The organism is Microtetraspora glauca, assembly GCF_040656155.1.
GTDB classification, from domain to species: Bacteria; Actinomycetota; Actinomycetes; order Streptosporangiales; family Streptosporangiaceae; genus Microtetraspora; species Microtetraspora glauca.
Genome location: NZ_JBFALK010000025.1, coordinates 69021 through 92643, shown reverse-complemented (window position 1 = coordinate 92643; position 23623 = coordinate 69021). Strand labels below are relative to the sequence as shown.

Genomic DNA, 23623 nt, shown 5'->3' with positions numbered 1-23623 from the left:
GCCTGCCGGGGAGGGCTCACCGGAGGCTCACCACCGGCTCACCGCCTCGGCGAGGGCCTCGGGAAGACCCAGCAGGCGCAGCGCGTCCGGGGTCGAGGACCCCAGCGCGGTCGCGTTCTCGGCGGCTTGCCGGTAGCGCGTCCTGGCCGTGGTGTGGTCGCCGCGCGCTTCGGCGACACGGCCGAGCCCGGCGAGGGTGCGCACCCGGTTACCGAGGCTCTTGATCCAGTGCGGGTCGATCCGTTCGACGGCCTCGGTGTACAGCCGTTCCGCCTCGTCCAGGTCTCCTTCCTGCAGGGCGATGTCACCGAGCCCGCGCAGAGCCGCCGCCAGGCAGGTGGTGCTGCCGGCGCGGCGGGCCAGGTCGGCGGCTTTCGCATAGTCGGCGCGGGCCGCCTCCGTGTCGGCGGCGGCGAGGTGGTCGGCCCGGTTGACCAGCAGGTCGGCGGAGTCCTCCTGCGCGCCGAGCTGGTCGGTCAAGGTGAGGGCGTGATCGGTCAGCGCGATCGCCCGCGCGCGGTCGCCGCGTCCTGCGGCCAACCCGGCGAGCATGTCCAGAGCCAGTGCGGTGCCCCATCGGTCACCGAGCGAACGGAACTCCTCGACGGCCGTGCCGAACACTTGCGCCGCCGCCGCGGCGTCCCCCTCGCCCATGGCCCCGAAACCGGACATGTAGTGGGCGACCGCTCGCGCCCACGGCTCGGGGCAGTCCCGCTGAGCCAGGAGGAGCGCGAGCGCGCCCTGCGTGTCGCTTTCCCGCGGGTCGCCGTCGCTCGCGTTCCGCAGCATCCACAGCAGCAGGGCCGCCGGGTAACGCCCAGGCCGGTCGCCGGGCCACGCGGCGGCCAGGGCCTTCCCCGCCGTCGCGCGGTGGCGCCGCCACGACGCCCGGTCGGACGCGGCCAGCAGCACGCTGGTCACGTACTCCTCGCCGAGGCCGGCCGGGGGTGTGTCGCCGATCATGCCGAGCAGCCTGATCGCGTACGGTGCCGCCGTGGCGGACGCGCCGCGGATCCACAAGTAGGCCGAGGCCGAGGCGAGCAGTTCCACAGCCGTCGCGACGTCCGACGTCTCGATCGCCCAGCGCACAGCCGCCAGAAGGTTGTCGTGCTCGGCTACGACGACCGGTAGCCATTCCAGTTGTTCGGCTCGCCGCAGGTGCGGGTCGGCGGTCCGCATCACGTCCAGGACATGCCGAGCATGCGCGCGCCGTGCCGACTCGCGTTCACCCGCTTCGTCGAGCCGCTCGACGCTGTAGGCGCGGATCGTCTCCAGCATCCGGAAACGACCGCGAGAGACCTCCAGGAGCGACTTGTCGACCAGCGATTCCAGTGTCTCGCCGTCCGTGCCGCACACCCGCCGCGCGGACTCCGCCGTCGCGCCTCCGACGAAGACGGTGAACCGCCGTGCGGCGCGTTGCTCGGGCTCGGACAGCAGGTCCCAGCTCCACGCGACCACCGAGCGCAGTGTCCGGTGTCGCCCGTCGGCCGGGCGGCTGCCGCGGGACGCGACCCCGAGCCGGTCGTTCAGCCGTTCCGCGAGTTCGTCGAGGTCCAGCGAGCGCAGCCGCGCCGCCGCGAGTTCGATGGCCAGCGGCAGGTCGTCCAGGGCCGCGCAGATCGGCCGTACACGCTGGGGATCGGCGGCGAAACCGCGCCGCACGGCGCGGGCCCGGTCGGTGAACAGCCGCACCGCCGCGTCACCGTCGAGCGGACGCACCTGGTGCAGGTGCTCGCCGATGACGCCCAGCGGTTCGCGGCTGGTGGCCAGGACCCGCAGCCGTGGGCAGGCCGCCAGCAGCCGTGCCGCCAGCGCGGCGGCCTCCTCGACCAGGTGCTCGCAGTTGTCGAGTACGAGCAGCAGCCCCCGGTCCGACAGCGCCGCGATCAGGCGATCGACCGGCGTCTGCGGGCCGTCCCCGACCCGCAGCCCGCGCTCGCGCAGGCCGAGCGCGCCGAGCACCGCCCGCGGCAGCCCGGCGCCGTCGCCCAGCGCCGCCAGCTCCACGAAACACACCGCGTCGGCCGCCGCCCCGGCGACCTCGACCGACAGCCGGGTCTTGCCGACGCCTCCGGGGCCGATCAACGTGACCAGGCGGGCCGCCCGCAGGAGATCGGCGACCTCGGCCACTTCCTCGGCGCGGCCGACGAAGGAGGTCAGCTGGGCGGGCGGCGCGGTCGGCGCCGGCGACGGATCGACGCTCAGCAACTCCCGGTGCAGCGCGACCAACTCGGCCGAGGGATCGGCGCCCAGCTCCTCTGCCAGGTGCCGTCTGGTCTCCTCGAACACCACCAGTGCCTCGGCCTGCCCGCCCTCGGCGAACAGCGCCCGCATCAGCAGCCCGGCCAGCCGTTCACGGAGCGGGTGGCGGCCGACCAGCTCGCGCAGCTCCGGTATGGCGGCGCGCTGCTCGCCGAGCCGCAGTTCGCCCTCGATCCGGTCTTCCAGCGCCGCGAGGCGCAGCTCCTCCAGCCGCACGGCGGCGGCCTGGGCCGTCTCGCTCCCGGCGACCCCGGCCAGCGCGGGTCCGCGCCACAGGTCCAGCGCCTCGCGCAGCAGTGCCACCGCCCGTCCCACCTCGCCGTCGCGCGACGCCGCCCGCCCCTCCCCGGCCAGCCGCTCGAACCGGCAGGCGTCCACGTCGTCGTCCGCGACCACGATCCGGTATCCCGCCCCGGCCCGCTCGATCGCGCCCGCCGACCTCAGCGCGGCACGCAGCCGGGACACCTGGGACTGCAGCGCGTGCGCCGACAGCGCGCCGTCCGGGTCGATCTCCTCGGTCAGCCGGTCGGATGGCACGACCTGACCGGGGCGTACCAGCAGCAGCGCCAGCAGCGCGCGCCGCGCCGGTCCGCCCAGCGGGACCTCGGTCCCGTCGTCGTGCCACGCCCGGGTCTCGCCGAGGATTCCGAACCGCATGCCGGCGATTATCCACCGGCGGCCACGCCGCACCAGTGGGGCCGGGCGCGGCTCAGCCGCGTATGCTCTCGCCGCTCGGCTCGTCCAGCGGGGTCAGCTCGGCCGAGGCCGCGTCGTGATCCATCCCGGTCGCCTCGAGCAGATCGACGGCGATGGAGCGCAGCTGCGCGATGATGACGTTCGCGGAGAAGCCCAGGTTCTTCGGCCGCTCCCGGGCGGCGACGGCGAGCAACGCCTGCCTGGCCAGCATCGGTTCGCGCCCGGCCCCCAGTTCGAGCTGAAGCAGCAGCGCCGCCTCCGAGACCTCGCGCAGCAACTCGGCCAGCGCGGCCGGCGGCGGGCTGGACTCCCCCAGCGCCGCGAGCGTGCGGCGGACCAGCACCCGCGCGTTGCGCAGCGCCAGGTCCACCGGTACGGCGGCGGTCTCGTACCTGGCCAGTCTGGCCCGGTGATGCCAGCGCAGCGGCGAGATCCTGATGATCTCCTTGCCGTTCTCCAGCGCTGCCGCGAACTCCTCGACCGCCGTCTGTGTCCTGCGTCCGCACTCCAGGGCCTCGGCGGCCAGGTCCATATCGCCCTTCTCGATCGCCTCCGCCGCCTGCTCCAGGACGGTGGAGAAGGCGTCGAGCACGCCGGACAGATGCTTGCCCGCGATGGTGAGCGGACTGGCGGGCAGCAGCGCGACTACCGCGATGCCGATGACGCCGCCGGTGAGAGCGTCGGCCATCCGGTCCAGCCCGCCGACGTCCTCGCCCGGCACCAGCATGGCGACCAGCACCGCGGACGACCCGACCTGCGACACGAACAGCTCACCGCTGTTCAGCAGCCCCGCGACGCTCATCGCCAGCGCGATCACGAGCGCCATCTGCCAGGGGCCCGAGCCGATCCAGGACACCAGCAGGTCGCCGATGCCCACGCCCAGACTGACGCCGACCACCAGCTCGACCACCCTGCGCAGTCGCTGCCCGAGCCCCACACCCACGCAGATCATCACCGAGATGGGCGCGAAGAGGGGGTGGGCGTGGCCGAGCAGATGGACGGCGACGATCCAGGCCAGCGCGGCGCCGACGGCACACTGCGCGATAGAGGGCACAATCAGGCCAAACGTACCCAGCCGTTTCCTAACTTGATCACTGAGCCACGTTCGCACTCCTCCACGATGGCGGATCTTTATGACATTGGGATCACATTTGCCCTGAATTCTTCTGATTCGAACCATTCGGCGAAGGCCAGGGTGGGCCACGACCTCGTGCGGGTGCAGGTGGCCCCCAGAGCTGGGCGCCCTTCGGGCCGATGAACCCGAGCCCTCGTCCCCGGTCAGTGCGATCTGACTGATGGTCTCCGCCCTCTTCGCCGGTACAGTCGGCTGCATGTACTCGACGCGGGTCACTCAGCATGTGAACGCGCCGCGTTCGGCCGTTTACCAGGCGCTCGTGGACGCGGACGCGATCGCAAAATGGCGGGTACCAGCGGGTATGAGCAGCCACGTCCACGAGTTCGACGCTCGCGAGGGCGGCTCGTTCCGAATCTCGCTCACGTACGACGAGCCGGGACCGACCGGCAAGTCGGCGTCGCACACCGACACGTACCATGGCCACTTCGCGGAGCTCGTTCCGGACGAGCGAGTGGTCGAGGTGTTCGAGTTCGAGACCACGGATCCCGCCCTGCGCGGGACCATGACGATGACGACGACGCTTACCGACGCCGGTGGCGGCACCGATGTCGTCATCGTCCACGACGGAATCTCCGACGCCGTGCCCGCCGCCGACAACGAGACGGGCACGCGGATGGCGCTGGCGAACCTGGCCGCGCTCGTCGAGGAGGGCCAGACATCAACTCCCGCCGAAACCACGAGGTAGGCCGGAACACGTCAGCGCCGGGCGTCCGGACCGCATGGTCCTCGGACATCTTCGGCTTCCTCCTCGGCCAGGTCGTCCGGCGCATCACCGGGATCACTCCGGGCGCGTACTTCCGCCAGGCCGTGGGCGACCCGCTGGGGCTGCGGGACTGGATCGGCCTGCCCGCCCGCGAGACGGACAGTCGTGCCCGGCGCGACCCCGGCAAGGCGCCCGACGACGCCCTCCGCCTGCTCCTTGCCTGGGCCGCCCCACCTCCTGTACACGATCGGCACGCCGCCGTTCCCTGCCGATGACTGGTGATCGTACGATCCGTCCCGTGTTCTGCGCCGATTTCCCCGTGACTCCCGATGAGTAGTCGAGGCCTTCCCGTCACGATCGTCAACGCGTGCCTGAGGGACGGCCGTGGCGGCAGTCCCACTGCGGTGTTGGACGAAACGGCCTTGAGCGACAGCGAGCGCCGGAAGGTGCCTGAACTCTTGGGGACCTCGCACGCCGTCTTCGTCTCCATGGAGCACGACGGACCAGGCCGTCCCTCGGCCTCGCTGCGCTTCTTCACCTCCGAGGGAGAGTTGCCCGCCTGCGGTCATGGGACAGTCGCCGCTCTGGCCTTCCTCGCCGAGCGCGCCGGGGGCGCCGGGGGCACGGAGCATCGCATGAGGATTCGCGTGTCCGGGCGCGCATTCACCGGCCGGTCCTTCAGGAACGGAAGTCAGATCACGGCCGTCTTCGATCCGGGCCCCGTCGACCTGCGCGAGCCCACCGCGGCCGAGCGTGAACCCGTCCTCGCCGCACTGGGTGTCACCGCCGACACGCTCGCTGCCGGTATCCGGGTCGCCTCGCTGGGACGGCCCCGGCTGCTCGTCCCCGTCTCCACACGGTCCGTGCTCGCCACTCTGGCCCCGGACCTCGACCGGCTCCGTGACGCCTGTGACCGTCTCGGCCTGCTGGGCTGCTACGTCCACTCCATCCCGACGGCCGACGGGCGCCTCGCCGCGCGCATGTTCGCGCCGTCGATCGGCGTCGTGGAAGACATCGCCAACGCCAACAGCACCGCCTGCCTCGCCGCCCACCTGGCCGGTCACGGCATCACCGACATCACCGTCGACATGGGCGACGCTCTCGGGAGCCCCTCCACCATCACGGCCACCGCGCAGCAGAGCCCCACAGGTCCAGTCATCAGCGTCGGCGGCACCGCCACGCTGAAAGGACTCATCCACCGGCCCTGGGAGTGACGAAGAGCCTCACCAGCATGATCGACGCCGTCAGGCCGCCGCTGTCTGGTCGATGGCGAGCCGGTCCGCGCATCGCCGGGAGCCCGCCCGCTGCGGTGACTCTCCGCTTCCGATGTCAGCCGTGCCTGGTCAGGCCGCGGCCGGCACTTTCCCGCGCCGGGGATTACTGATGGAGTGGACAGGGTGAGCAGGGGTCACAGGTCGGTCCCCCGCACGGCCGACATCGCGCTGGAGGCGTGGGCGGACAGCCGGGAGGAGTGCCTGGCCGAAGCGGTGCGGGCGCTGGTGGAGACCTTCGCCGACATCGGCGAGGCGGTGCCGGACGGCAGCGTCATGATCGCTCTGGCCGAGGAGACCGACGAAGGGCTTCTCGGCGCGCTGCTGGACGAGGTGGTCTATCAGGTCGAGGTGCCCGGTCGGGTGGCGGTGGACGTGTCGATCGACGAGCGAACGGGCGTCACCCGGGGACAGGTCGAGATGCGGCTGGCGACTGTCCCGGTAGGGACGGTCGGCCACGTCGGCGGGTCGCCCACGGCGGTCGCGGTACTCGGGCTGCGGTTCGGCCGTGAGGCCGGGATGTGGCACGCCCACGTCGTGGTCGACGTCTACCCGAGAGACCGTACGTTCAGATGAAACCGCTCGTTCAGATGAAGCCGGCGTCGCGCACCTTCATGGCGACCTGGACACGGTTGTCGGCCGCCAGCTTGGCGAAGATCCGTGTGATGTTCGCCTTCACGGTCGCGACGCTCATATAGAGGCATTCGGCGATTTCGGCATTCGAGCCGCCCTTGGCCACTTCGATGGCGACCTCGCGCTCGCGTTCGGTGAGCGTGGCCAGCTCCCGCCGCGCCTCCACCTGCCGCGGTTCGCGCGCACCGGCTGCCGCGGCGATCACCTGACGGGCGACACTCGGTGACAACACCGGCTCCCCCTTCGCCGCGGCGCGAACGGCCTCGATCATCTTCGGTGGCGGCGTGTCCTTCAGCAGGAACCCGTCGGCCCCGAGCCGCAGAGCCCGCAGCACCATGTCGTCGGCGTCGAAGGTGGTGAGCACGAGGATCCGTGGCGGCTCCGGCCGCGCCAGCAGCAGTTCGGTGGTGGTCAGCCCGTCCTGGTTGGGCATCCGGATGTCCATCAACACGACGTCGGGCCTGAGGTCCCGGATCACGTCCATGGCCTGCCGGCCGTCCTCAGCCTCGCCGACGAGGTCCAGGTCGGGCTCGCCGCCGAAGATCAGGCGCAGCCCGGTTCGCACCATCGGATCGTCATCCACGATCACCAGTCGAGTCACGATGTGCAGCCTCCCATGGCAGCCGGGCGTCGAGGATGAAGCGTCCATCCCGGGTGGCGTGGCGGAGGGTTCCGCCGGCCATCCGGGTTCGTTCGGCCAAGCCGACCAGACCCAGCCGACCACCGGGCCCGGCCGCCGTCCCGTACGGCGCCGGATTGCTCACCCGGATCCGCAGGCCGTCACCCGGGCGCCCGCCGAGCACGGCCGTCACCCGGCTGCCCGGCGCATGCTTACGCGCGTTGGTCAGGGCCTCCTGCACGATCCGGTACGCGTGCCGACCGGTTTGGGGCGGCAGCAGTTCCCGGTTCTCTATGGTGTCGTCCACCTCGATCCGCTGGCCGGCCGCGCGTACTTCGTCGAACAGGGCGTCCAGGTGGGCCAGGGTCGGCTGCGGGGCCTCGGGGGCGTCGTCACGCCGGAGCTTGCCGAGCACGGTGCGCAGTTCGTTCAGCGACTGGTGCGCGTTCTCCTGTATCGCCAGCGCGATCTCGCGGGTCTCCTCGGCGGTGAGGTCCGTCCGGTACGCCAGACCGCCGGCGAGCATCGACAGCAGCGAGATCCGGTGTGCCAGGACGTCGTGCATCTCATGGGCGATCGCGACCCGCTCTGCCAGCTTGGCCTGCTCGATCCGCTGCAGCTGTTCGCGCTCCGCGGCCAGCGCCGCCTCTCGTTGTGAGGCGGCCAGGTCGCGACGCCCGCGCAGGTAGAGGCCGAAGAGGGTCAGCACGCCGAGGACGGCGGTTCCGGTCAGCATCGAGACGATGGTCGCCTGGTTGACGCCGTACCAGCTGGACCGCACGGCCAGGCACAGCCAGGACACGACCGCGACCGGGACGAACTGACGCCACCGACGACGCGTCCCCAAGGATACGTACGCGACCTGGGCCGGGCCGGTCGCCGTGGTGGAGAAGGCGGTCAGCAGGGCGGTCGCCAGCGCGGTCTGCCACGGCCGGCGCCGCCGCCCGCGCATCAGAACCAGCCCGATCAGGCCGAGCCCCACGTCGACCAGTGCCGCTGGGAGCCGGTCCCGCTCCCCGGAGACGATCACGGCCAGGACGACACCGTAGAACAGCATCGGCAGCACGGCGCACAGATAACGCAGCGCGACGCCCGGCCGGTCCAGGGGCGGTCGGTTCTCCGTATGGGCGTGCACGGTCCACAGCCTAGGGACGGCCGGGCCGATGCCTTAGCGACCTGGGTCGGCATCCGGCCGGCCTCAGGTCGAGAACCGAGGCGTCATGTCCGGCCCTCCGTCCGGCGGCCGTCGACCTGGGTCCGATGTCCGACGGCCGCGCATCCGGTGAGCTGGATCCGTGATCGAGTTCAGGAACGTCAGCAAGATCTACAAAGGTGTGAAGGCGCTCGACGACGTGTCCTTCACCGTAGGAGCCGGGAGCGTCACCGGTTTCCTTGGGCCCAACGGCGCCGGAAAGTCGACCGCGATGCGCATCCTGGTCGGGCTCTCCCGCGCCACCGCGGGCTCGGCCACCCTGCTGGGCCGGCCGTACGCCGAGCTGGCCTGCCCCGGTTTCCATGTCGGCACGCTGCTCGACGCCGGCGCCCAGCATCCCGGCCGCACCGGGCGGGAGATCCTGACCCTGGGCGCGATGATGCTCGGCCTGCCGAAGTCGCGGGTCGACGAGGTCCTCGACCTGGTCGGGCTGACCGGCCGGGAGAGCGGACGGACAGTCAGCGGCTACTCGCTCGGGATGCGGCAGCGTCTCGGCGTCGGCCACGCCCTCCTCGGCCGGCCGAAGGTGCTCGTCCTGGACGAGCCCGTCAACGGTCTCGATCCGCAGGGCATCCGGTGGATGCGCGGTCTGCTCCACGGCCTCTCCGACTCGGGATGCTCCGTGCTGCTCAGCTCACACCTGCTGCACGAAGTGGAGCAGGTCGCCGACCATATCGTGATCATCGGCCGGGGCCGCATCCTCACTCAGGGCACCGTCGACGAGCTCAACCGGGGCCAGAGCCTCGAACAGATCTTCTTCGAACTGACCGCGAACGCCGATCGGAGCACGACGTGACCGACACCGGGATTCCCCCGACCACGAGCACCGTGAACGGCACCACAACGGACGACGTCCCGGCCATCGGCTCGCAGTACACGGACATCCACCGGCCGCCGATCCCCTTCCACCGGCTGCTGACGGTCGAGGCGCGCAAGCTCTTCGACACGCGGACCGGCACGATCATGACGGTGATTCTGGGCATGGTGACGGTCGTGGCCATCATCGGGCGCGGTGTCGCCGTGGGTCCGGAGCTGCACACGTTGGTCGGCACCGCCGGAATCGGGTTCGGGACGTTGCTCCCTGTGCTCGGCATCCTCACGGTCACCGGCGAATGGAGTCATCGCACCGCCCTGACCACGTTCACGCTCGAACCCCGACGCTCGCGGGTGATGGCGGCCAAGTGCCTGCCGCCGTTGATCACGGCCGTGGCGGCCTCTCTGCTCGCGATCCTGATCGCGGTCGCGGTGACGGCCGTCGTCGCCGGGGTTCAGGACGTCCCGGCCACCTGGGAGATCGCGCCTCTCGCCCTGCTGGGCTGGACCGGGACGAACGTTCTCGTGGTCGCGACGGGGCTCGCCCTGGGCATGCTGTTCATGAACGCGCCGGCCGCGATCGTGGTCTGCTTGTCGGCTCCGGTCCTGTGGGCCGTAGTGAGCAGGCTTGGCGCCGCCGGCGAGATCCTCGCCGAATGGTTCGACCTGAACACCACCGCCACTCCCCTGATGGACGGCGGCATGACCGGCGGCGACGCCGCCCGGCTGGCCACGTCGACGATCCTGTGGATCGTCATCCCGATGACGGCCGGCATGGTGCGAGTGATCCGCAAGGAGGTGAGCTGACACGGGTCGCAAGGCCGTCCGAACGCGTCGCACCGTCACCCTGGTCGCCCTGCGCGGCGATCTCGGTGTTCGACAGGCCTCGCGCCACGTGGAGACCACCTCATGCTCGCGTGCGGTGAGAACCCGCACGTTCCGCTCGCGCGCGTCGCCTGCCGGAAGGTGTACCGCGAACCGCTCCAGCAGGTGGCGGGGCGTGTCGGGACGCGAAGGCGATCACGGGACCGGGACAGGCGCGAGGCGATAGCCGAGCTGGCTGTACAGCTCCAGCTGGTCGTAGTAGTCCCGATCGGTGATGATGAGACCGTTTTCGGTCGAGCACGCACAGGCGCCGCGGACCGCGATGCGACGGCCGGTTCCTTCCACCACGCTGCCGTCCGGCAGGAGGAAGGGGCCCGTGTGGGTGCCGACGAGCGTGTACTCGGTGGCCGCCGGCTCGTCAGGGGCGAACTTGTACCATGCCGCGATGCGCAGATCCGGGAAGCCCTCAAAAAGGTGTTCGAACTGCCAGGCGATCTGCTCATGCCCTTCCGCGACGCCCACTGGGGTGACGTAGACCGCATTCGGGCAGTAGCACTCAAGCACTCGATCCAGATCGTGGTCGTTTATCGCCTCAAACAGCGCGTCTTTGAGCTCTCGAGCAGTAGCCACGGCCATCGCCCCCTCGCGGATACATCCAAGCTATCGCCTGGTATCGCGACCCGCGCCCGGGCGCTGGGGCCGACAGGGTCGCCTGCATGAACTCTTTCATCGCTCACTCACAACCAAGAGAGCCGCCTCCGGCAAGGGCGCTCCGGCTCCGGGGCGATCGCCAAGGGTCTATTCGACGCCAGCCGTGCCCTTCTGCCGACGCTCATGATCTTGATCACTGTGCCGCGCATGGCCCGCGCCCACTCCGACGGCGCGGGCGCCGTCATCCGCGGGGCCGGGAGGCGTAGGGCAGCAGTGCCATCTCTCGGGCGTTCTTGATCGCGCGGGCCAGCTGCCGTTGCTGCTGTACGGTGACGCCGGTGACCCGGCGGCTGCGGATCTTGCCACGGTCGGAGACGAACCTGCGCAGCAGGTCGGTGTCCTTGTAGTCGATGTAACCGACGCCCCGCAGCGGATTGCTCTTCTTGCGTGGGGTACGGCGGGGCTTCATGCGATCTCCTTCAGGTCGAGGATGGGGGCGAACGGGTCGTCGTAGTCGGCCCAGGCGCCGGGACCGGCCTGTTCCTCCTCCCGGGTGAGCAGGCAGGCGTCGAGCAGTCCGTGAATGTGCTCGCGGTCGAGGTCCGGGCCGGTGAAGACCAGGTGCTGGACGCGGTCGCCGCTGACCGGGTGCCAGTCCAGGGTGGCGGCCACGCGGCGGGCCGGGGAGATCCCGTCCCAGGCGGACTCTGGCAGCGCGGTCAGCCAGGGGCCGGCGTCCTCCACCGAGACGACTCCCGCGACCGCGTCCCAGGCGAGCAGCTGCTCGTGCCTGGTCGCCAGCCAGAACCGGCCGCGTGAGCGGACCGATGAGGTGACCAGCTCGTCCACGGCCTCGAACAGGCGGGCGGGGTGCAGCGGGCGCACATGGTGCCACACCACCGTGGTGATCTCGTCGTCCTGGGCGTCGCAGGGGAGTTGGGCGGTGGCGGGGTCGACGCGTTCGGCCAGCTCCGCCGTGCACAGTGCGGCGCCGGTGAGGTGGGGCAGCGCGGTGAGCTCGTGGATCGGCGTGAAGGGCGCGAGGTGGCCGAGCACTCCCCGGGAGAGGTCGGCGTCCTCCTCGTCGCCTCCGTGCAGGACCAGGCCGGTGGCGTACTCCAGTTGGCGGGCCAGGACTTCGGCCAGGTATCGCCGGTCGCCTCTCGCCGCGGGCTTGCCGATTTCGGACAGGCGATCGCCGCGGGTGATGTCGACGGGCATGCGTTCGGCGTCCAGCGCGGTGAGCACGGAGGTCAGGCGCAGGATGCCACCGGCCTCGTCGCAGTCGATCGCCTCGGCCACCGAGCGAGGCTCGACCGAGTCCCACAGGTCGACGATCAGCAGCGAGGCCGTCGCGGCCAGCCTTACCAGCTGCGGGAGCATGTCCTCGCGAACGGTGCAGGTGACGCAGCCGTGTGCGAGCCGCACGTCGGTCACGTCGAGCACACCCGCCCCGGCGCGGACGACTCGCCGGACACGATCCAGCGTGACCGCGCACAGGTCGTGGTGGACGGCGACAGATCCGGGGTGCTCCGTCAACAGCCGGTCGACGGTTGCCGTGCGGGCCGAGGCGTGCAGGCCCGCGACGAGGACGACAGGGGTGGACACGACACCTCCAGTTGCGGGAATGAAAACGGTTGTCGTTATCATTACACATCTCGCAACGAGAGAGGATCCGATTTGGCCAGGAACGAGCTACGCCCGGTGATCAAAATCCGATCGACCGCCGGGACCGGCTACACCTACGTGACCACGAAGAACCGGCGCAACGACCCCGACAGGCTCACGCTCCGCAAGTACGACCCGATCGTCCGCCGACACGTGCACTTCAGGGAGGAACGATGAAAAAGGGCATCCACCCCAGCTATCACCCGGTCGTCTTCCGGGACCCGAGCGCGGACTTCGCGTTCCTCACCCGGTCCACGATCACCAGTGACACGACCATCGAATGGACGGACGGCAGCACCTACCCGGTGGTCGACGTCGACGTCTCCTCCGCGAGTCACCCCTTCTACACCGGCCGCGGCCGCGTCCTGGACACCGCGGGCCGCGTCGAGCGGTTCAACCGGCGCTACGGGAGGGACTGATGTCCGCCCGCTGCCAACTGACCGGCGCCGGGCCGGTCTTCGGCAACAACGTCTCCCACTCCCACCGGCGCACCCGGCGGCGGTGGGACCCCAACATCCAGCGCCGTCGCTACTGGCTGTCGGGCGAGGGCAGGTATGTCCGGCTGACGCTCAGCGCCCGGGCGATCAGAACCATCGACAGGATCGGCATCGAAAGAGCCGTCGCCCAGATCCGCGCCCGAGGGGAGCGGATCTGATGGCCAAGAAGAGCAAGATCGCCGCCAACGAGCGGCGGAAGGAGGTGGTCCTGCGTCACGCCGCACGCCGGGCCGAACTGAAGGAGACCATCCGCACCGGCACACCGGAGCAGCGCGCGCGAGCCGTACGGGAACTGGGCCGGCAGCCGCGTGACGCCAGCGCGACCCGCGTGCGCAACCGCGACTCCGTCGACGGCCGTCCCCGCGGCCATCTGACCAGGTTCGGGCTCTCCCGGATCCGTTTCCGGCAGATGGCCCACCGGGGCGAGCTCCCCGGCGTCACGAAGGCGAGCTGGTAGCCATGGCCGTGCCCAAGCGCAGGACCTCCCGCAGCAACACCCGGCATCGGCGCAGCCAGTGGAAGGCGACCGTTCCCGACCTCGTCCCGATCACCCTGAACGGCCGGGATCTCCTGGTCCCTCGCCGTCTCGTACGCGCCTACCAGCGGGGGTTCATCGCGGTTCGATGAAACGAGCCAGCCGGATCGCCCGCTGCGGCGTGACATGCCGGGCGCGGAGCCGCCGCGGGCGATCCGGCCACCTCGGTGTCTCCCCTTCTTTCCTAGAGTGACCGCGTGAGCCAGAACGAAGCGACCGAGATCCAGTTCCGCAGCGACGTGACCGTCGAGCTGATCAAGCATGCGGCGTCCGACGCCGACGTGCTGTGGGCAGCCCGGGTGTCGACCAAGGGGGAGAGCTCTCTGGAGGAGATCCAGGCCGATCCGGAGCGCTCCCGCGGCCTGATCAACTTCCTGATGCGGGATCGGCACGGCACGCCGTTCGAACACTCCTCGATGACCTTCTATGTACGGGCGCCGATCTTCGTGTTCCGGGAGTTCATGCGGCACCGGACGTTCAGCTACAACGAGGAGAGCGGCCGCTACCGGACGCTGGAGCCGGTCTTCTACGTGCCCGCCCCGGGCCGCAAGCTGGTCCAGATCGGCAAGCCCGGCAAGTACGAGTTCGTCGACGGCACGGAGGAGCAGCGCTCGCTGGTCGCCGAGACCACCAAGGAGAGCTACCGCCAGGCCTACCGCGCGTACGTGGAGATGTTGGAGGCCGGTGTCGCCCGCGAGGTGGCGCGTACCGTACTCCCGGTCGGCCTCTACTCCTCGATGTACGCCACCTGCAACGCCCGCGCCCTGATGAACTTCCTGTCGCTGCGTACCAGGCGCGAGGATTCGGCCTTCCCGTCGTTCCCGCAGCACGAGATCGAGATGGTCGCCGAGAAGATGGAAGCGATCTGGGCCGAACTGATGCCCCTCACCCACGCCGCCTTCCAGTCCTCCGGCCGCGTCTGTCCCTAGGGGTTCTGCCGCCGCGACGGCCGCGACGCCGGGCTCCGGTTCACGGAGGTGGTGATGTCGCCATCCCCCTGGCTATTCATCGTCGTACTCGTCGATCCATACGCCCGCTCCAGCCTTGTGGAGGAACCTGATGGCTTCCTCGTTGAGGAGCAGCCCAAATCTGGTGGAACCCGGTCCCGGCTCGAATGACCGGAACATGACGAGGTCGGCTTCACTGCCTTGCGCCGTCAGCTCTCCGATTCGCTCGCCTGCGATATTCGGTCGGCCCAGCAGGGCCTCCACCCTGATCGTCGAGCGAAGCGGTCTCCGGAAGACCTGAGTCCGCGATCCACTCATGGCACGGCGGTATCAGGCGCCCGCTCCGGCTGCCTCGCCTCGATTCCCTGGCTTCGGTCCGGCTGGGAGTGATCCCCAGGCGCTTGGTGATCTGCTCGGGGGATAGATGATTGGACCGGATCATGAAGTACACACGTTGCTCGATGATCACATGAGCAGGGTAGGTGCCTCAGTTGTCCGCACGGGATCGTCTTTGACGGATGAGGCGCTTCACGTCCGGCGGAGCCTAGTCGATCAAGGCCAGGAGACTCCGATACAGAGCCGGTCCGTCGCGATTCCTGATGCGATCGGCCTGCCCAGGCCCCACTCCCGGATGTTGCCCGAGCACGTGGGCGGTCCGACGATGACCGTGGTCGGAGAACGTTCAGGTCGCCGGCGGCTCCGGCATCATGTCCATGAAGTAGTCGCCGAAGCCGACACGCACCTGGACCACCCGGCCCCAGGCGAAGTCCACCCACCACTGCCCGTACGGCCAGTGATTGACCACGTGCGCCCCGTCGGCGAGACGCGCCGGTCAGCCCGTATGCGTGGACGACGGCGACGCCATCCGGCAACGGCCGGCCGCGGGCTCCTCGGAGGTGAGGCAATAGACGCTGGACACGCGGTTCGATGACTGGTTCGCCTGGCTCTGCCTGGCCCTGACGATCGGCGGCTTGCTCGCCCTGCGCGTCAGGACCGCGCCGACTCGCCTCGGGTCGGGAAGACATACCGTCACGGTCCGGCGTATTACCGGCTCTCGCATGGCGTAGCCGATCCACGAGAGTCATCTACCGGCGGGCCTTCAAACACGCTCATAACCAAGCAAAAGCCGCAATTCGCGCCACCCATAAATGGGTTTTGGGATAGTTTGCCCCCTTGTTCGCACTACCCGATCATGGAGGTAGACAGATGGCTGACGGGCTGACCCGACGTGATTTCGGCCGAACGGTGGGCTTGTCCGGGCTCGGGCTGGCCGGCGCCGGGCTCCTCACCGGGCAGGCGGGCACGGCGCACGCCGCCGCCGTGCCGTGGAGGACGACCGGCACCCTGGGCGCGGGGCTGAGCAGCTTCGACAACACGATGAAGGCCTTCATGCAGGCCAGGAACATCTCCTGCGGATCCCTGGCCGTCGCGCGCAAGGGCAAGCTCGTGCTGGCCCGCGGGTACACCTGGATGACCAGCACGATACTGAGGACCCAGCCGACCTCGCTGTTCCGGATCGCCAGCCTGAGCAAGCCCATCACCGCGGCGGCCGTCCTCAAGCTGGTGCAGGACGGCAAGCTCAGGCTCACCGACCGGCTGCCCGACCTGCTCACCCTGACGCCTCCGTCCGGCAAGACGCTGGATCCGCGGCTGGCGAACGTGACCGTGCTGAGGTTGCTGCAGCACCTGGGCGGCTGGGACTCGTCCGTCACCACCGACCCGATGTTCAGCGACCTGACGATCTCCAGGGCGCTCGGTGCGGCGCTGCCGGTGGGTCAGGCCGACATCATCCGGTACGCCAGCGGCCTGACGTTGAACCACAACCCCGGCAGCACCTACACCTACGCCAACTACGACTACATGCTGCTCGGGCGGATCATCGAGAAGGTCAGCGGCATGCCGTACGCCACGTACGTGCAGCAGAAGATCCTCGGTCCGCGCGGAATCACCCGGATGAGGCTGGGGCGCACGCTCAAGGCCAACGCCGTCACCGGCGAGGTGCCCTACGTCTCGCAGTACTCCGGAAAGACGGTGTTCGACGCTTCCGGCGCGTCCGTCCCGGCCCCGTACGGCTCGTTCAGCCTGGAGAACATGGACGCGCACGGCGGCTGGCTCGGCTCGGCGGTCGATCTGGTCCGGTTCGCCGGGATCTTCGACGCCGCGAGCTCGGTGCTCACTTCGACGTCGATCTCCCGCGCCTTCGCCCAGCCCGAGACCGGCGTCAACGACGGCGGCTGGTGGTACGGCTGCGGCTGGTCGGTCCGCAACGTCAGCGGCGGCCGCAACACCTGGCACACCGGCAGCCTCCCCGGCACGTCCACCATCCTGGTGCGGCGGTATGACGGGCTGACCTGGGCGGCGCTGTTCAACCAGCGTGACGACGCGTCCGGCCTGAGCTACTCCGACATCGATCCGGCCCTGCACAAGGCCGCCAACGCGGTGACGACCTGGCCCACCGGCGACCTGTACGGCACGTACCTCTGACGGGAGCGCCAGGGGCGGTGAGGAGATCATGAACGGCGTCGCCGGACACCGCGCGCGAATCGCGTGGGTGGCGTCACTCATGGTCAACACGGTGTTCGGGTACTTCGGAACCATCCCGCTGGGTTTCGTGTGGATATTCCTCGCCAATTACCCGCTGGCGGCCGTCGGGCTGACGCACCGCGATCCGACCGACAACGACGGAATCTTCCCCTGGCTGATCGTCCTCAGCGTGGTCTGGGGGTTCATCGCCCTGTGGGCGTTGGTCAATATCGCGATTCGGAGGTTCTCGAGACTGCGCGCACGGCCCTACTGGACGTTCAGTGCGGTCGTGGCGCTCGTCCCGGTCGTCGTGTTCGCGATGTTCCCCGATGTGTGGGCGGCGCTGCGCTGGTACTGAGCGCCTCCACGTCGCGTCACCGTTAGGTGTCCGCCGCGAACTATTGAGAAGAATTCTTTGCATTGATACCTTCTCATCATGTCCACGTATCAGCGGCGAGAACTCGCCGACGTCGAAGCGTTGAAGGCGCTGGCCCATCCGCTCCGCCAGCAGCTCCTGACGCGGCTGCAGCGGCGGGGCGCGGCCACCAGCGCGATGCTCGCCACCGAGTTCGGCGAAGACCGCGGTGCCACGAGCTACCACCTGCGCCAGCTCGCCCGGTACGGGTTCATCGAAGAGGACACCGCCCGGTCGGAGGGGCGACGGAAGTACTGGCGATCCATCCCCCAGGACCTGCGCCTGCCGGGGTCGGGCACCAGCCCCGAGGTCGATGTCGCGGCGCGCGAGCTCGGCAGGCAGTGGCAGGAACGCGCTGAGCGCGAGCTCGCGGCGTTCCGCGCCAGGGAGGACGACTTCGGTGCCTTCAGCGACGCCGCGCTCAGCTCACTGGGAGGCACCACCCTGACCGCGGCCGAACTGGCGGAGTTCACGGAGGAGTACGTCGACCTGCTCAACCGCTGGCGCCGGCAGCCCGAACACGCGCTTCCCGGCGCCCGGCACATAACTGTGGTCTTCCACGCCTTCCCGACTCCGGACGAGAGCGCGTGACATGAGCGTCACGGGACCGCAGACCCCATCTTTATGGCGCAACAAGGACTTCCTCGCCTTGTGGGGCGGCCAGATCGTCTCCACCCTGGGTACCCGGATCAGCGCGACGGCCCTTCCGCTGCTCGTACTCGCCGTTACCGGATCACCGGCGAACGCCGGACTGGTCGGCGCGGCGGGGTCGCTGCCCTACCTGCTGATATTTCTGCCGGCGGGCACACTGGTTGATCGCTGGAACCGGCGGCGCATCATGTTGGTCAGCCAGATCACCGCGTGCGTCGCGCTCGCCAGCATCCCCGTGGCGCTATGGCTGGACGTGTTCACGATTTCCCAGCTGACGATCGTCGCCTTCGCCCAAGGAACGTGTTTCGTCTTCTACGACCTGGCGGAGGAAGCGGCCCTCCCCCGGATCGTGCCGCCCTCTCTTCTCCCTTCCGCGATCGCGCAGAACGAGGCCAAGGGACGTGGGGCCTCCCTGGCGGGTCCCCCGCTCGGCGGGCTGCTGTTCGGGCTAGGTCACGCCATACCCTTTCTGACCAACGCCCTTTCCCACATGGTGGCCATGATCGGGCTGTTGTTCGTTCGATCGGATCTCCAGGACGAGCGCTCCGCTCCCCGTGACTCGTTCTGGAACGAGACCAGGGCAGGACTGCGGTGGTTGTGGCGGCAGCCGCTCGTCCGGGCCGCGGTTCTCCTGGTGGCGGCCAGCAACATGATCTTCTCGGCGCTCAGCCTGGCGCTGGTCGTCCTGGCCCGCCGGCAGGGCGCCTCACCCGCGGAGATCGGCCTCATGCTCGGCGTCTACGGCGGCGGGGGGCTGATCGGCGCCCTCGTCGCCGGTCGGCTGCACTCCCGGTTCTCTCCGAAGACCGTCATCATCGGGGTGAACTGGATCTGGGCCGCGGTGTTGCCCGTGCTGGCGGTGGCGCCGAACCCGCTGTCGCTGGGCGTGGTCGCCGCCATGACGTCGGCGATCGGTCCCATGTGGAACGTCGTGATCGGCACCTACCAGTTGACGCTGGTGCCGAACGACATGCTGGGGCGCGTCGGCAGCGCGTCCATGACCCTGGCATGGGGTGTCATACCGCTGGGATCGCTGATCGCGGGCTTTCTCCTCGACACGCTCGGCCCGGTCGGCACGATCCTGGTGCTGGCCCTGGGCATGCTGCTCACCGCCGTCGCCGCGACCGCCAGCCCGGCCGTCCGCCACGCGCCACCGCTGCCCGCCGCGCCGGCCGCTGTCCACATCACGTAGTCACCAGGCCGGCGGAGGAACGGCCGGGCCGCAGCCTGGCAGTGCCCTCCGCCGGATTCTCGTGCAGCCGTACTCGGCCCCGCGCGGCCCGATGCCAGGCACAGCTCGCTCAGGCCGCCGGAGCATCCGTCAGAGATCCAACCCGACCAGCAGCGGGTCGTGGTCGGAGGAGCGGAAGGCGTCCGGAGCGTACAGGTACGGCGGGTTGAACTCGGTGTTGTAGTCCATGAACCGGCCCTCGTCGCTGTTGATGTGCCAGATGGTCGCGCCGCTCACCAGCTTGCTCAGGTTCCGGTCGGCCAGGGCGTGGTCGATCTCGCCGGAGAGACCGTCGAAGACGTAGCTGTAGCGGTCCTTCGCCGAGACGTACTTCTTGCTCAGGCTGGTCAGACCGCCCCGCTCCAGAGCGTGGATCGGGTCCTCCTCGCCGTACGCGTTGATGTCGCCGAGAACGAGCGCGTTCCGCGGCTTGAGGGTGTCGATCAGGGCCAGCAGAGCCTGGGCCTGCTTGACCCGCTTGGCGTTGTAGCAGCTCTGCCCGTCACCCTGGTCGGCGTCGGCGCCGGTGGCGTCACCGTCGACGTCGGTGCAGCCCTTCGACTTGAAGTGGTTGACCAGCACGGTGAAGGTCTGGCCGTTCCCGCTCGCCTTGCGGAACGTCTGGACCAGCGGCGGCCGGTTGAAGATCGGGTCAGAGGAGGACAGCGCCGCGCCGACCGGGGTGACCTTGGCCGGCTTGTAGATCAACGCGGTCTGGATCAGGTCGGTGCCCGGGTTGGGGTGGGTGATCGCCTTGTAGGTTCCCGCGCCGACCTTGGCGTTGAGGGCGTCGACCAGGGCGTTCAGCGCCACGTCGGAGTTGCGCTCGACCTCCATCAGCCCGGCCACGTCAGGGTCGAGGCCCGTGATGGTGGCGACCAGCTTGGCGAGCTGCCTGTCCCTTTCGGTGGTTGTGGTGGCGCCCCGGGATTTGAGCGTGGTGAACCAGTTGAGGGTGTTGAGGCTCGCGACCCGGACGTTGCCCCCGACCTTCGCGGGTTTGGCGGGACGCGGGTTCTCCGGCTCGAAGACGACCGGCTGGGTCGGCTGGACCCGGTAGACCCCGAAGCCGTAGGTAAGCACCCCGGTCAGGTCCTTGACCTCGTCGCCGATCCGGACGGTGTCCGACCCCTTGGAGTGGTACGGCAGGGTCGCCGGGTTCTGCGTGTCGGAACCGTCGTCGAGCAGGATCTTCCGCCGCGCGTCCTTCTCGCTGTCCACACCCTTGTGGTCGGTCGGCTGCCACAGCCGGCCGCCCTCCGACAGGGTGATCTCACCGAACCGGCCGAGGTTGTAGATCTCCGAGGCGGCCAGGTCGTCCGTGAAGGTGACGAGCATGCCCTCGTACCGCTCGAAGGAGATCCCCTTCTTGAGCGGCAGCTTCACCTTGGCCGGCTTGATGGTGCCGGTGCCGCAGACGTTGACCGCGGTGGCCGGCGAGACCTCGGTCAGGCCGTTGAACTCGATCACCTTGCCGGAGACGAGCACCCGGTCACCGGCCTTGACCGGCGAGGGGGAGAATACGAACAGGCCCTCGGAGGTCGCCGGGTCGTTGTCCGGCGTGGGGTCCTGGATGTAGAAGCCGTTCAACTGGCCGGCCCCCTGATAGGCGCCGGTGACGATGCCCTCGACCCGGACGTCCGTCCCGGCGAGCGGGCTGACGTCGCCGTTCCCCTGCACCTGCGCGATCCGGTGCGTGATCGGGGTGTCGCACGTGGCGCTCGGCGTGGGGCTCGGCGTGGGGCTCGGCGTGGCGCTCGGGCTGGCCGAGGCTGACGGAGAAGCCGACGGGGAAGCCGACGGGGACGGCTCGTCGCCACCGCACGGCGCCGGCGGCGTGGCGGCGTTGCGCGGGGCGGGGACCGCGGCGTCGAAGTCGGCGCCGTTGTCGCCGCTGTCAGCGCAGCCGCCGCTCTTGCGGATCGCGGCGGTGGTGTTGGTGAGAGCGGGGGCGGGGGTGCCCTTGAAGAAGTTCGCCGCGCCGTACCCGACGAGATCGGCGACCAGCGCCATCTGGTCGTCGGTGCAGGGGGTGCTGGAGCCGTTGCAGACCAGGCCGTCGGCGGAGCGGACCAGCGCCACCTTGCCCGCCGTGCCGCTCAGGTTGCTGGTGCCGACGTCGTCCGGCGTGGGCAGCGAGCCGCTGGCGGTGGTACCCGCGGCCAACTGGACCAGGTGGTACTGGCCAGGGGCCAGTGTTCCGGAGAGGCTCGTCTTGTTGGCGGAGAAGTTTCCGGTTCCGCTGGCGCTGGTGTACTGCACCGACCAGCCGTCCAGCGAGACGGAGGCGGCGCTGCGGTTGAAGAGCTCGACGTAGTCGTTGGTGAAGGGGGCGCCGGAGTTTCCGCCTCCGCCGTATACCTGGCTGATGACAACGGTCCCCTGCGCCGCGATGGCAGGGGTTGAGGGGAGGGCGGCGATCGAGCCGACGGTGACGCCGGCAGTCACGATGATCGCGAGCGCCCGGGGCATTGCACGCATGGCCCGAGAGATTAAAGCGTGCGGGGTTCAGATATCGCATCTAATGCGTGGATAAATCATGAATTCGAAATATCGACACTTCCTGTCGATAGAAGTACTGATGATCTGGCGTCATGTGACGTGGCGGGGCGGTGGACCGCCCACCGTCGGCCCTCGCCGCCGCGCCACCGGCACGTCATCGCCGAGTACGCGGTACGGCCGATCCGTTTTCACGGCGGCGACCGGGAATCCGGCGAGCCACCTTGAACGTCCGCGCCGTCCGAACTAATCGTGTTCGGCGTTTTCCGGCAATGACGAGGCGCCGCACATTTGGTCGGCGGGGCCCTGTTCGAGGTGGTCTTCATACACCCCGACCTTGAAGGTGATCAGGTCCAGGCATCGGGTCAGCTTGTCGATCTGGGCGATCACGTGTTCCTGGTGCCGGCGCAGCAGCGCGAGTCGCTCCTTCTCGGTGCCAGAGCCCTGCCTGACGAGGTCGGTGTACTGGCGGATCGCGGGCAGAGGCATGCCGGAGGCGCGGAGGATGACGCAGAGCCGCAGCCACTCCACGTCGTCCTCGTTGTAGAAACGACGCCCACCGGGTCCACGTCGTACGGGATTGGCCAGGATGCCTTCACGCTCATAGAAGCGCAGCGTGTGCACGCTCAAGCCGGTGCGTTCCGCGACCTGTCCGATGCTCAGATCCTGTGCGACCTCAGGCATGCCCCCCAGAGTAGGGGGTTGCCCTAGAGCCGACTCTAGAACCTAGAGTTCGGCGCATGATCACCCCCACCACTAAGGGAGCATGAGCATGCACTACCGCGTCCTCGGCGGGACCGGCATCGAAGTGAGCGTCCACTGCCTCGGAACCATGATGTTCGGCGCTGTCGGCAACCCCGACCATGACGAATGTGTCCGCATCATCCACTCAGCCCTCGACCAGGGGATCAACTTCGTCGACACCGCGGACATGTACTCGGCGGGCGAGTCGGAGGAGATCGTGGGAAAGGCGCTGCGCGGCCGTCGTGACGACGTCGTGCTCGCCACCAAGGTGCATTTCCGGATGGGCGTGGGCCCGAACCGCGGCGGCAATTCCCGTCGATGGATCATCAAGGAGGTCGAGGAGAGTCTCAAGCGCCTGCAGACCGACTGGATCGACCTCTACCAGATCCATCGTCCCGACCACACGACCGACATCGAGGAGACGCTCTCCACGCTGAGCGACCTCGTGCACCAGGGCAAGATCCGCGCCTTCGGCTGCTCCACGTTCCCGGCCGATGAGATCGTCGAGGCGCATCACGTCGCCGAGCGCCGTGGCCTGCTGCGCTTCAGGACCGAGCAGCCGCCGTATTCGCTGCTGGCCCGGGGCGTCGAGACCTCCGTGCTGCCGGTCTGCGAGCGTCTGGGAATGGGTGTGCTGACCTGGAGCCCGCTGGCCTCGGGCTTCCTGACCGGCAGATATCGCAAGGGGCAGCCCATCGATCTCGCCACCGGTCGCGCGGCGCTGACGCCGGCGCGCTTCGATCCTTCGCTTACCGTGAACGCCTCCAAGCTGGACATCGTCGAACAGCTCGTCGAGGTCGCGGACGGCCTCGGCTGCTCACTACCCGAGCTGGCCGTGGCCTTCACCGTGGCGCATCCCGGCGTCACCTCGGTGATCGTGGGGCCGCGAACGATGAACCAGCTGGAGGCGCTGCTGAAGGGCGCCTCGCTCACCCTCGATGACGCGGCTCTCGACCGGATCGACGAAATCGTGCCGCCCGGGACGAACATCTACCAGCCGGACGGCGCGTGGCGCCCGCCGGTGCTGGCCGACACCGCCCGCCGTCGGCGCCCGATCGCCGACCGTTCCGCGGCCTAGCTGCGGAACGGCTG

At 69.5% G+C, this 23623-nt stretch carries 29 protein-coding genes; 16 read left to right on the top strand and 13 right to left on the bottom strand.

Annotated elements, in window-relative coordinates; genetic code table 11:
* Positions 1 to 27 precede the first annotated feature (27 nt).
* Positions 28 to 2919, bottom strand: a complete 2892-nt coding sequence (locus AB0I59_RS35485; protein ID WP_358140000.1) for an ATP-binding protein — start codon at positions 2917 to 2919, stop codon at positions 28 to 30.
* A 52-nt stretch (positions 2920 to 2971) separates the two neighbouring features.
* Entirely contained in the window at positions 2972 to 4012 is a 1041-nt protein-coding gene (locus AB0I59_RS35480; RefSeq protein ID WP_358139997.1) for an FUSC family protein, read from the bottom strand.
* A gap of 277 nt (positions 4013 to 4289) precedes the next feature.
* Here AB0I59_RS35480 and AB0I59_RS35475 point away from each other — a divergent pair, with 277 nt between their 5' ends.
* Positions 4290 to 4778 carry an SRPBCC domain-containing protein gene (locus AB0I59_RS35475; protein ID WP_061259921.1) on the top strand — a complete coding sequence of 163 codons (489 nt, stop codon included), beginning with the start codon at positions 4290 to 4292 and terminating at the stop codon, positions 4776 to 4778.
* Positions 4779 to 4789: 11 nt separating this feature from the next.
* Here AB0I59_RS35475 and AB0I59_RS35470 read toward each other — a convergent pair whose 3' ends face one another.
* Complete coding sequence (locus AB0I59_RS35470; RefSeq protein WP_358139993.1) at positions 4790 to 5050, bottom strand: hypothetical protein; 261 nt, start codon at positions 5048 to 5050, stop codon at positions 4790 to 4792.
* Between the two features lie 75 nt (positions 5051 to 5125).
* On the opposite strand from AB0I59_RS35470, the gene AB0I59_RS35465 reads away from it, so the two are divergent.
* Entirely contained in the window at positions 5126 to 6010 is an 885-nt protein-coding gene (locus tag AB0I59_RS35465) for a PhzF family phenazine biosynthesis protein (RefSeq protein WP_358139990.1), read from the top strand.
* A gap of 183 nt (positions 6011 to 6193) precedes the next feature.
* Complete coding sequence (locus tag AB0I59_RS35460) at positions 6194 to 6643, top strand: archease (protein WP_061259889.1); 450 nt, start codon at positions 6194 to 6196, stop codon at positions 6641 to 6643.
* Between the two features lie 10 nt (positions 6644 to 6653).
* Here AB0I59_RS35460 and AB0I59_RS35455 read toward each other — a convergent pair whose 3' ends face one another.
* Both AB0I59_RS35455 and AB0I59_RS35450 read right to left on the bottom strand, forming a co-directional pair.
* Positions 6654 to 7301, bottom strand: coding sequence for a response regulator (locus tag AB0I59_RS35455; protein ID WP_358139987.1), 648 nt, complete (start codon positions 7299 to 7301; stop codon positions 6654 to 6656).
* Complete coding sequence (locus AB0I59_RS35450; RefSeq protein WP_358139984.1) at positions 7276 to 8454, bottom strand: sensor histidine kinase; 1179 nt, start codon at positions 8452 to 8454, stop codon at positions 7276 to 7278. The genes AB0I59_RS35455 and AB0I59_RS35450 overlap by 26 nt, the downstream gene beginning before the upstream one ends.
* A gap of 160 nt (positions 8455 to 8614) precedes the next feature.
* On the opposite strand from AB0I59_RS35450, the gene AB0I59_RS35445 reads away from it, so the two are divergent.
* Positions 8615 to 9328, top strand: coding sequence for an ABC transporter ATP-binding protein (locus AB0I59_RS35445; RefSeq protein WP_358139981.1), 714 nt, complete (start codon positions 8615 to 8617; stop codon positions 9326 to 9328).
* Entirely contained in the window at positions 9325 to 10152 is an 828-nt protein-coding gene (locus AB0I59_RS35440) for an ABC transporter permease (RefSeq protein WP_061259885.1), read from the top strand. The genes AB0I59_RS35445 and AB0I59_RS35440 overlap by 4 nt, the downstream gene beginning before the upstream one ends.
* A 213-nt stretch (positions 10153 to 10365) precedes the next feature.
* Here AB0I59_RS35440 and AB0I59_RS35435 read toward each other — a convergent pair whose 3' ends face one another.
* From AB0I59_RS35435 to AB0I59_RS35425, 3 genes are all read right to left on the bottom strand, one after another.
* Positions 10366 to 10806, bottom strand: coding sequence for an ester cyclase (locus AB0I59_RS35435; RefSeq protein WP_358139977.1), 441 nt, complete (start codon positions 10804 to 10806; stop codon positions 10366 to 10368).
* Positions 10807 to 11062: 256 nt separating this feature from the next.
* Positions 11063 to 11290 carry a 30S ribosomal protein S18 gene (gene rpsR, locus AB0I59_RS35430; RefSeq protein ID WP_061259883.1) on the bottom strand — a complete coding sequence of 76 codons (228 nt, stop codon included), beginning with the start codon at positions 11288 to 11290 and terminating at the stop codon, positions 11063 to 11065.
* Positions 11287 to 12429, bottom strand: a complete 1143-nt coding sequence (locus AB0I59_RS35425) for a CobW family GTP-binding protein (RefSeq protein ID WP_358139974.1) — start codon at positions 12427 to 12429, stop codon at positions 11287 to 11289. The genes rpsR and AB0I59_RS35425 overlap by 4 nt, the downstream gene beginning before the upstream one ends.
* A 72-nt stretch (positions 12430 to 12501) precedes the next feature.
* Between AB0I59_RS35425 and rpmG the strand changes: the two genes are divergently transcribed.
* The 6 genes from rpmG (at position 12502) to thyX (ending at position 14450) form a co-directional block, all read left to right on the top strand.
* Entirely contained in the window at positions 12502 to 12666 is a 165-nt protein-coding gene (gene rpmG, locus AB0I59_RS35420; protein WP_061259881.1) for a 50S ribosomal protein L33, read from the top strand.
* Positions 12663 to 12908, top strand: coding sequence for a type B 50S ribosomal protein L31 (locus AB0I59_RS35415; RefSeq protein ID WP_061259880.1), 246 nt, complete (start codon positions 12663 to 12665; stop codon positions 12906 to 12908). Before rpmG ends, AB0I59_RS35415 begins: the two co-directional genes overlap by 4 nt.
* Positions 12908 to 13144, top strand: a complete 237-nt coding sequence (rpmB, locus tag AB0I59_RS35410; RefSeq protein WP_061259879.1) for a 50S ribosomal protein L28 — start codon at positions 12908 to 12910, stop codon at positions 13142 to 13144. Before AB0I59_RS35415 ends, rpmB begins: the two co-directional genes overlap by 1 nt.
* Complete coding sequence (rpsN, locus tag AB0I59_RS35405; protein ID WP_061259878.1) at positions 13144 to 13443, top strand: 30S ribosomal protein S14; 300 nt, start codon at positions 13144 to 13146, stop codon at positions 13441 to 13443. The genes rpmB and rpsN overlap by 1 nt, the downstream gene beginning before the upstream one ends.
* A gap of 2 nt (positions 13444 to 13445) precedes the next feature.
* Positions 13446 to 13613 carry a 50S ribosomal protein L32 gene (gene rpmF / locus AB0I59_RS35400; protein WP_061259877.1) on the top strand — a complete coding sequence of 56 codons (168 nt, stop codon included), beginning with the start codon at positions 13446 to 13448 and terminating at the stop codon, positions 13611 to 13613.
* A 105-nt stretch (positions 13614 to 13718) separates the two neighbouring features.
* Positions 13719 to 14450 (top strand): FAD-dependent thymidylate synthase, encoded by a 732-nt coding sequence (thyX, locus tag AB0I59_RS35395; protein WP_061259876.1) that lies wholly within the window; start codon positions 13719 to 13721, stop codon positions 14448 to 14450.
* Between the two features lie 72 nt (positions 14451 to 14522).
* On the opposite strand, the gene AB0I59_RS35390 is transcribed toward thyX, so the two are convergent.
* From AB0I59_RS35390 to AB0I59_RS35380, 3 genes are all read right to left on the bottom strand, one after another.
* Complete coding sequence (locus AB0I59_RS35390) at positions 14523 to 14732, bottom strand: hypothetical protein (protein WP_358140084.1); 210 nt, start codon at positions 14730 to 14732, stop codon at positions 14523 to 14525.
* Positions 14662 to 14910: a DUF4279 domain-containing protein gene (locus tag AB0I59_RS35385; RefSeq protein WP_358140075.1), complete on the bottom strand. Its 249-nt coding sequence runs from the start codon at positions 14908 to 14910 to the stop codon at positions 14662 to 14664. The genes AB0I59_RS35390 and AB0I59_RS35385 overlap by 71 nt, the downstream gene beginning before the upstream one ends.
* A gap of 240 nt (positions 14911 to 15150) precedes the next feature.
* A complete protein-coding gene (locus tag AB0I59_RS35380; RefSeq protein WP_358139969.1) occupies positions 15151 to 15273 on the bottom strand; it encodes a hypothetical protein in 123 nt (40 codons plus the stop codon).
* Between the two features lie 401 nt (positions 15274 to 15674).
* Between AB0I59_RS35380 and AB0I59_RS35375 the strand changes: the two genes are divergently transcribed.
* The 4 genes from AB0I59_RS35375 to AB0I59_RS35360 all read left to right on the top strand — a co-directional run bounded on the left by AB0I59_RS35375 (position 15675) and on the right by AB0I59_RS35360 (position 19249).
* Positions 15675 to 16952 carry a serine hydrolase domain-containing protein gene (locus AB0I59_RS35375; RefSeq protein ID WP_358139966.1) on the top strand — a complete coding sequence of 426 codons (1278 nt, stop codon included), beginning with the start codon at positions 15675 to 15677 and terminating at the stop codon, positions 16950 to 16952.
* Positions 16953 to 16980: 28 nt separating this feature from the next.
* A complete protein-coding gene (locus tag AB0I59_RS35370; protein ID WP_358139963.1) occupies positions 16981 to 17349 on the top strand; it encodes a hypothetical protein in 369 nt (122 codons plus the stop codon).
* A gap of 78 nt (positions 17350 to 17427) precedes the next feature.
* Positions 17428 to 17997 carry an ArsR/SmtB family transcription factor gene (locus AB0I59_RS35365; RefSeq protein WP_061259873.1) on the top strand — a complete coding sequence of 190 codons (570 nt, stop codon included), beginning with the start codon at positions 17428 to 17430 and terminating at the stop codon, positions 17995 to 17997.
* A 1-nt stretch (position 17998) separates the two neighbouring features.
* Positions 17999 to 19249, top strand: a complete 1251-nt coding sequence (locus tag AB0I59_RS35360; RefSeq protein WP_358139960.1) for an MFS transporter — start codon at positions 17999 to 18001, stop codon at positions 19247 to 19249.
* A gap of 129 nt (positions 19250 to 19378) precedes the next feature.
* On the opposite strand, the gene AB0I59_RS35355 is transcribed toward AB0I59_RS35360, so the two are convergent.
* Positions 19379 to 21769, bottom strand: a complete 2391-nt coding sequence (locus AB0I59_RS35355; protein WP_358139957.1) for an ExeM/NucH family extracellular endonuclease — start codon at positions 21767 to 21769, stop codon at positions 19379 to 19381.
* A 264-nt stretch (positions 21770 to 22033) separates the two neighbouring features.
* Complete coding sequence (locus tag AB0I59_RS35350; protein WP_061259870.1) at positions 22034 to 22471, bottom strand: MerR family transcriptional regulator; 438 nt, start codon at positions 22469 to 22471, stop codon at positions 22034 to 22036.
* An 82-nt stretch (positions 22472 to 22553) separates the two neighbouring features.
* Here AB0I59_RS35350 and AB0I59_RS35345 point away from each other — a divergent pair, with 82 nt between their 5' ends.
* Positions 22554 to 23609: an aldo/keto reductase gene (locus AB0I59_RS35345; RefSeq protein WP_358139953.1), complete on the top strand. Its 1056-nt coding sequence runs from the start codon at positions 22554 to 22556 to the stop codon at positions 23607 to 23609.
* The last annotated feature ends 14 nt before the right edge of the window (positions 23610 to 23623 follow it).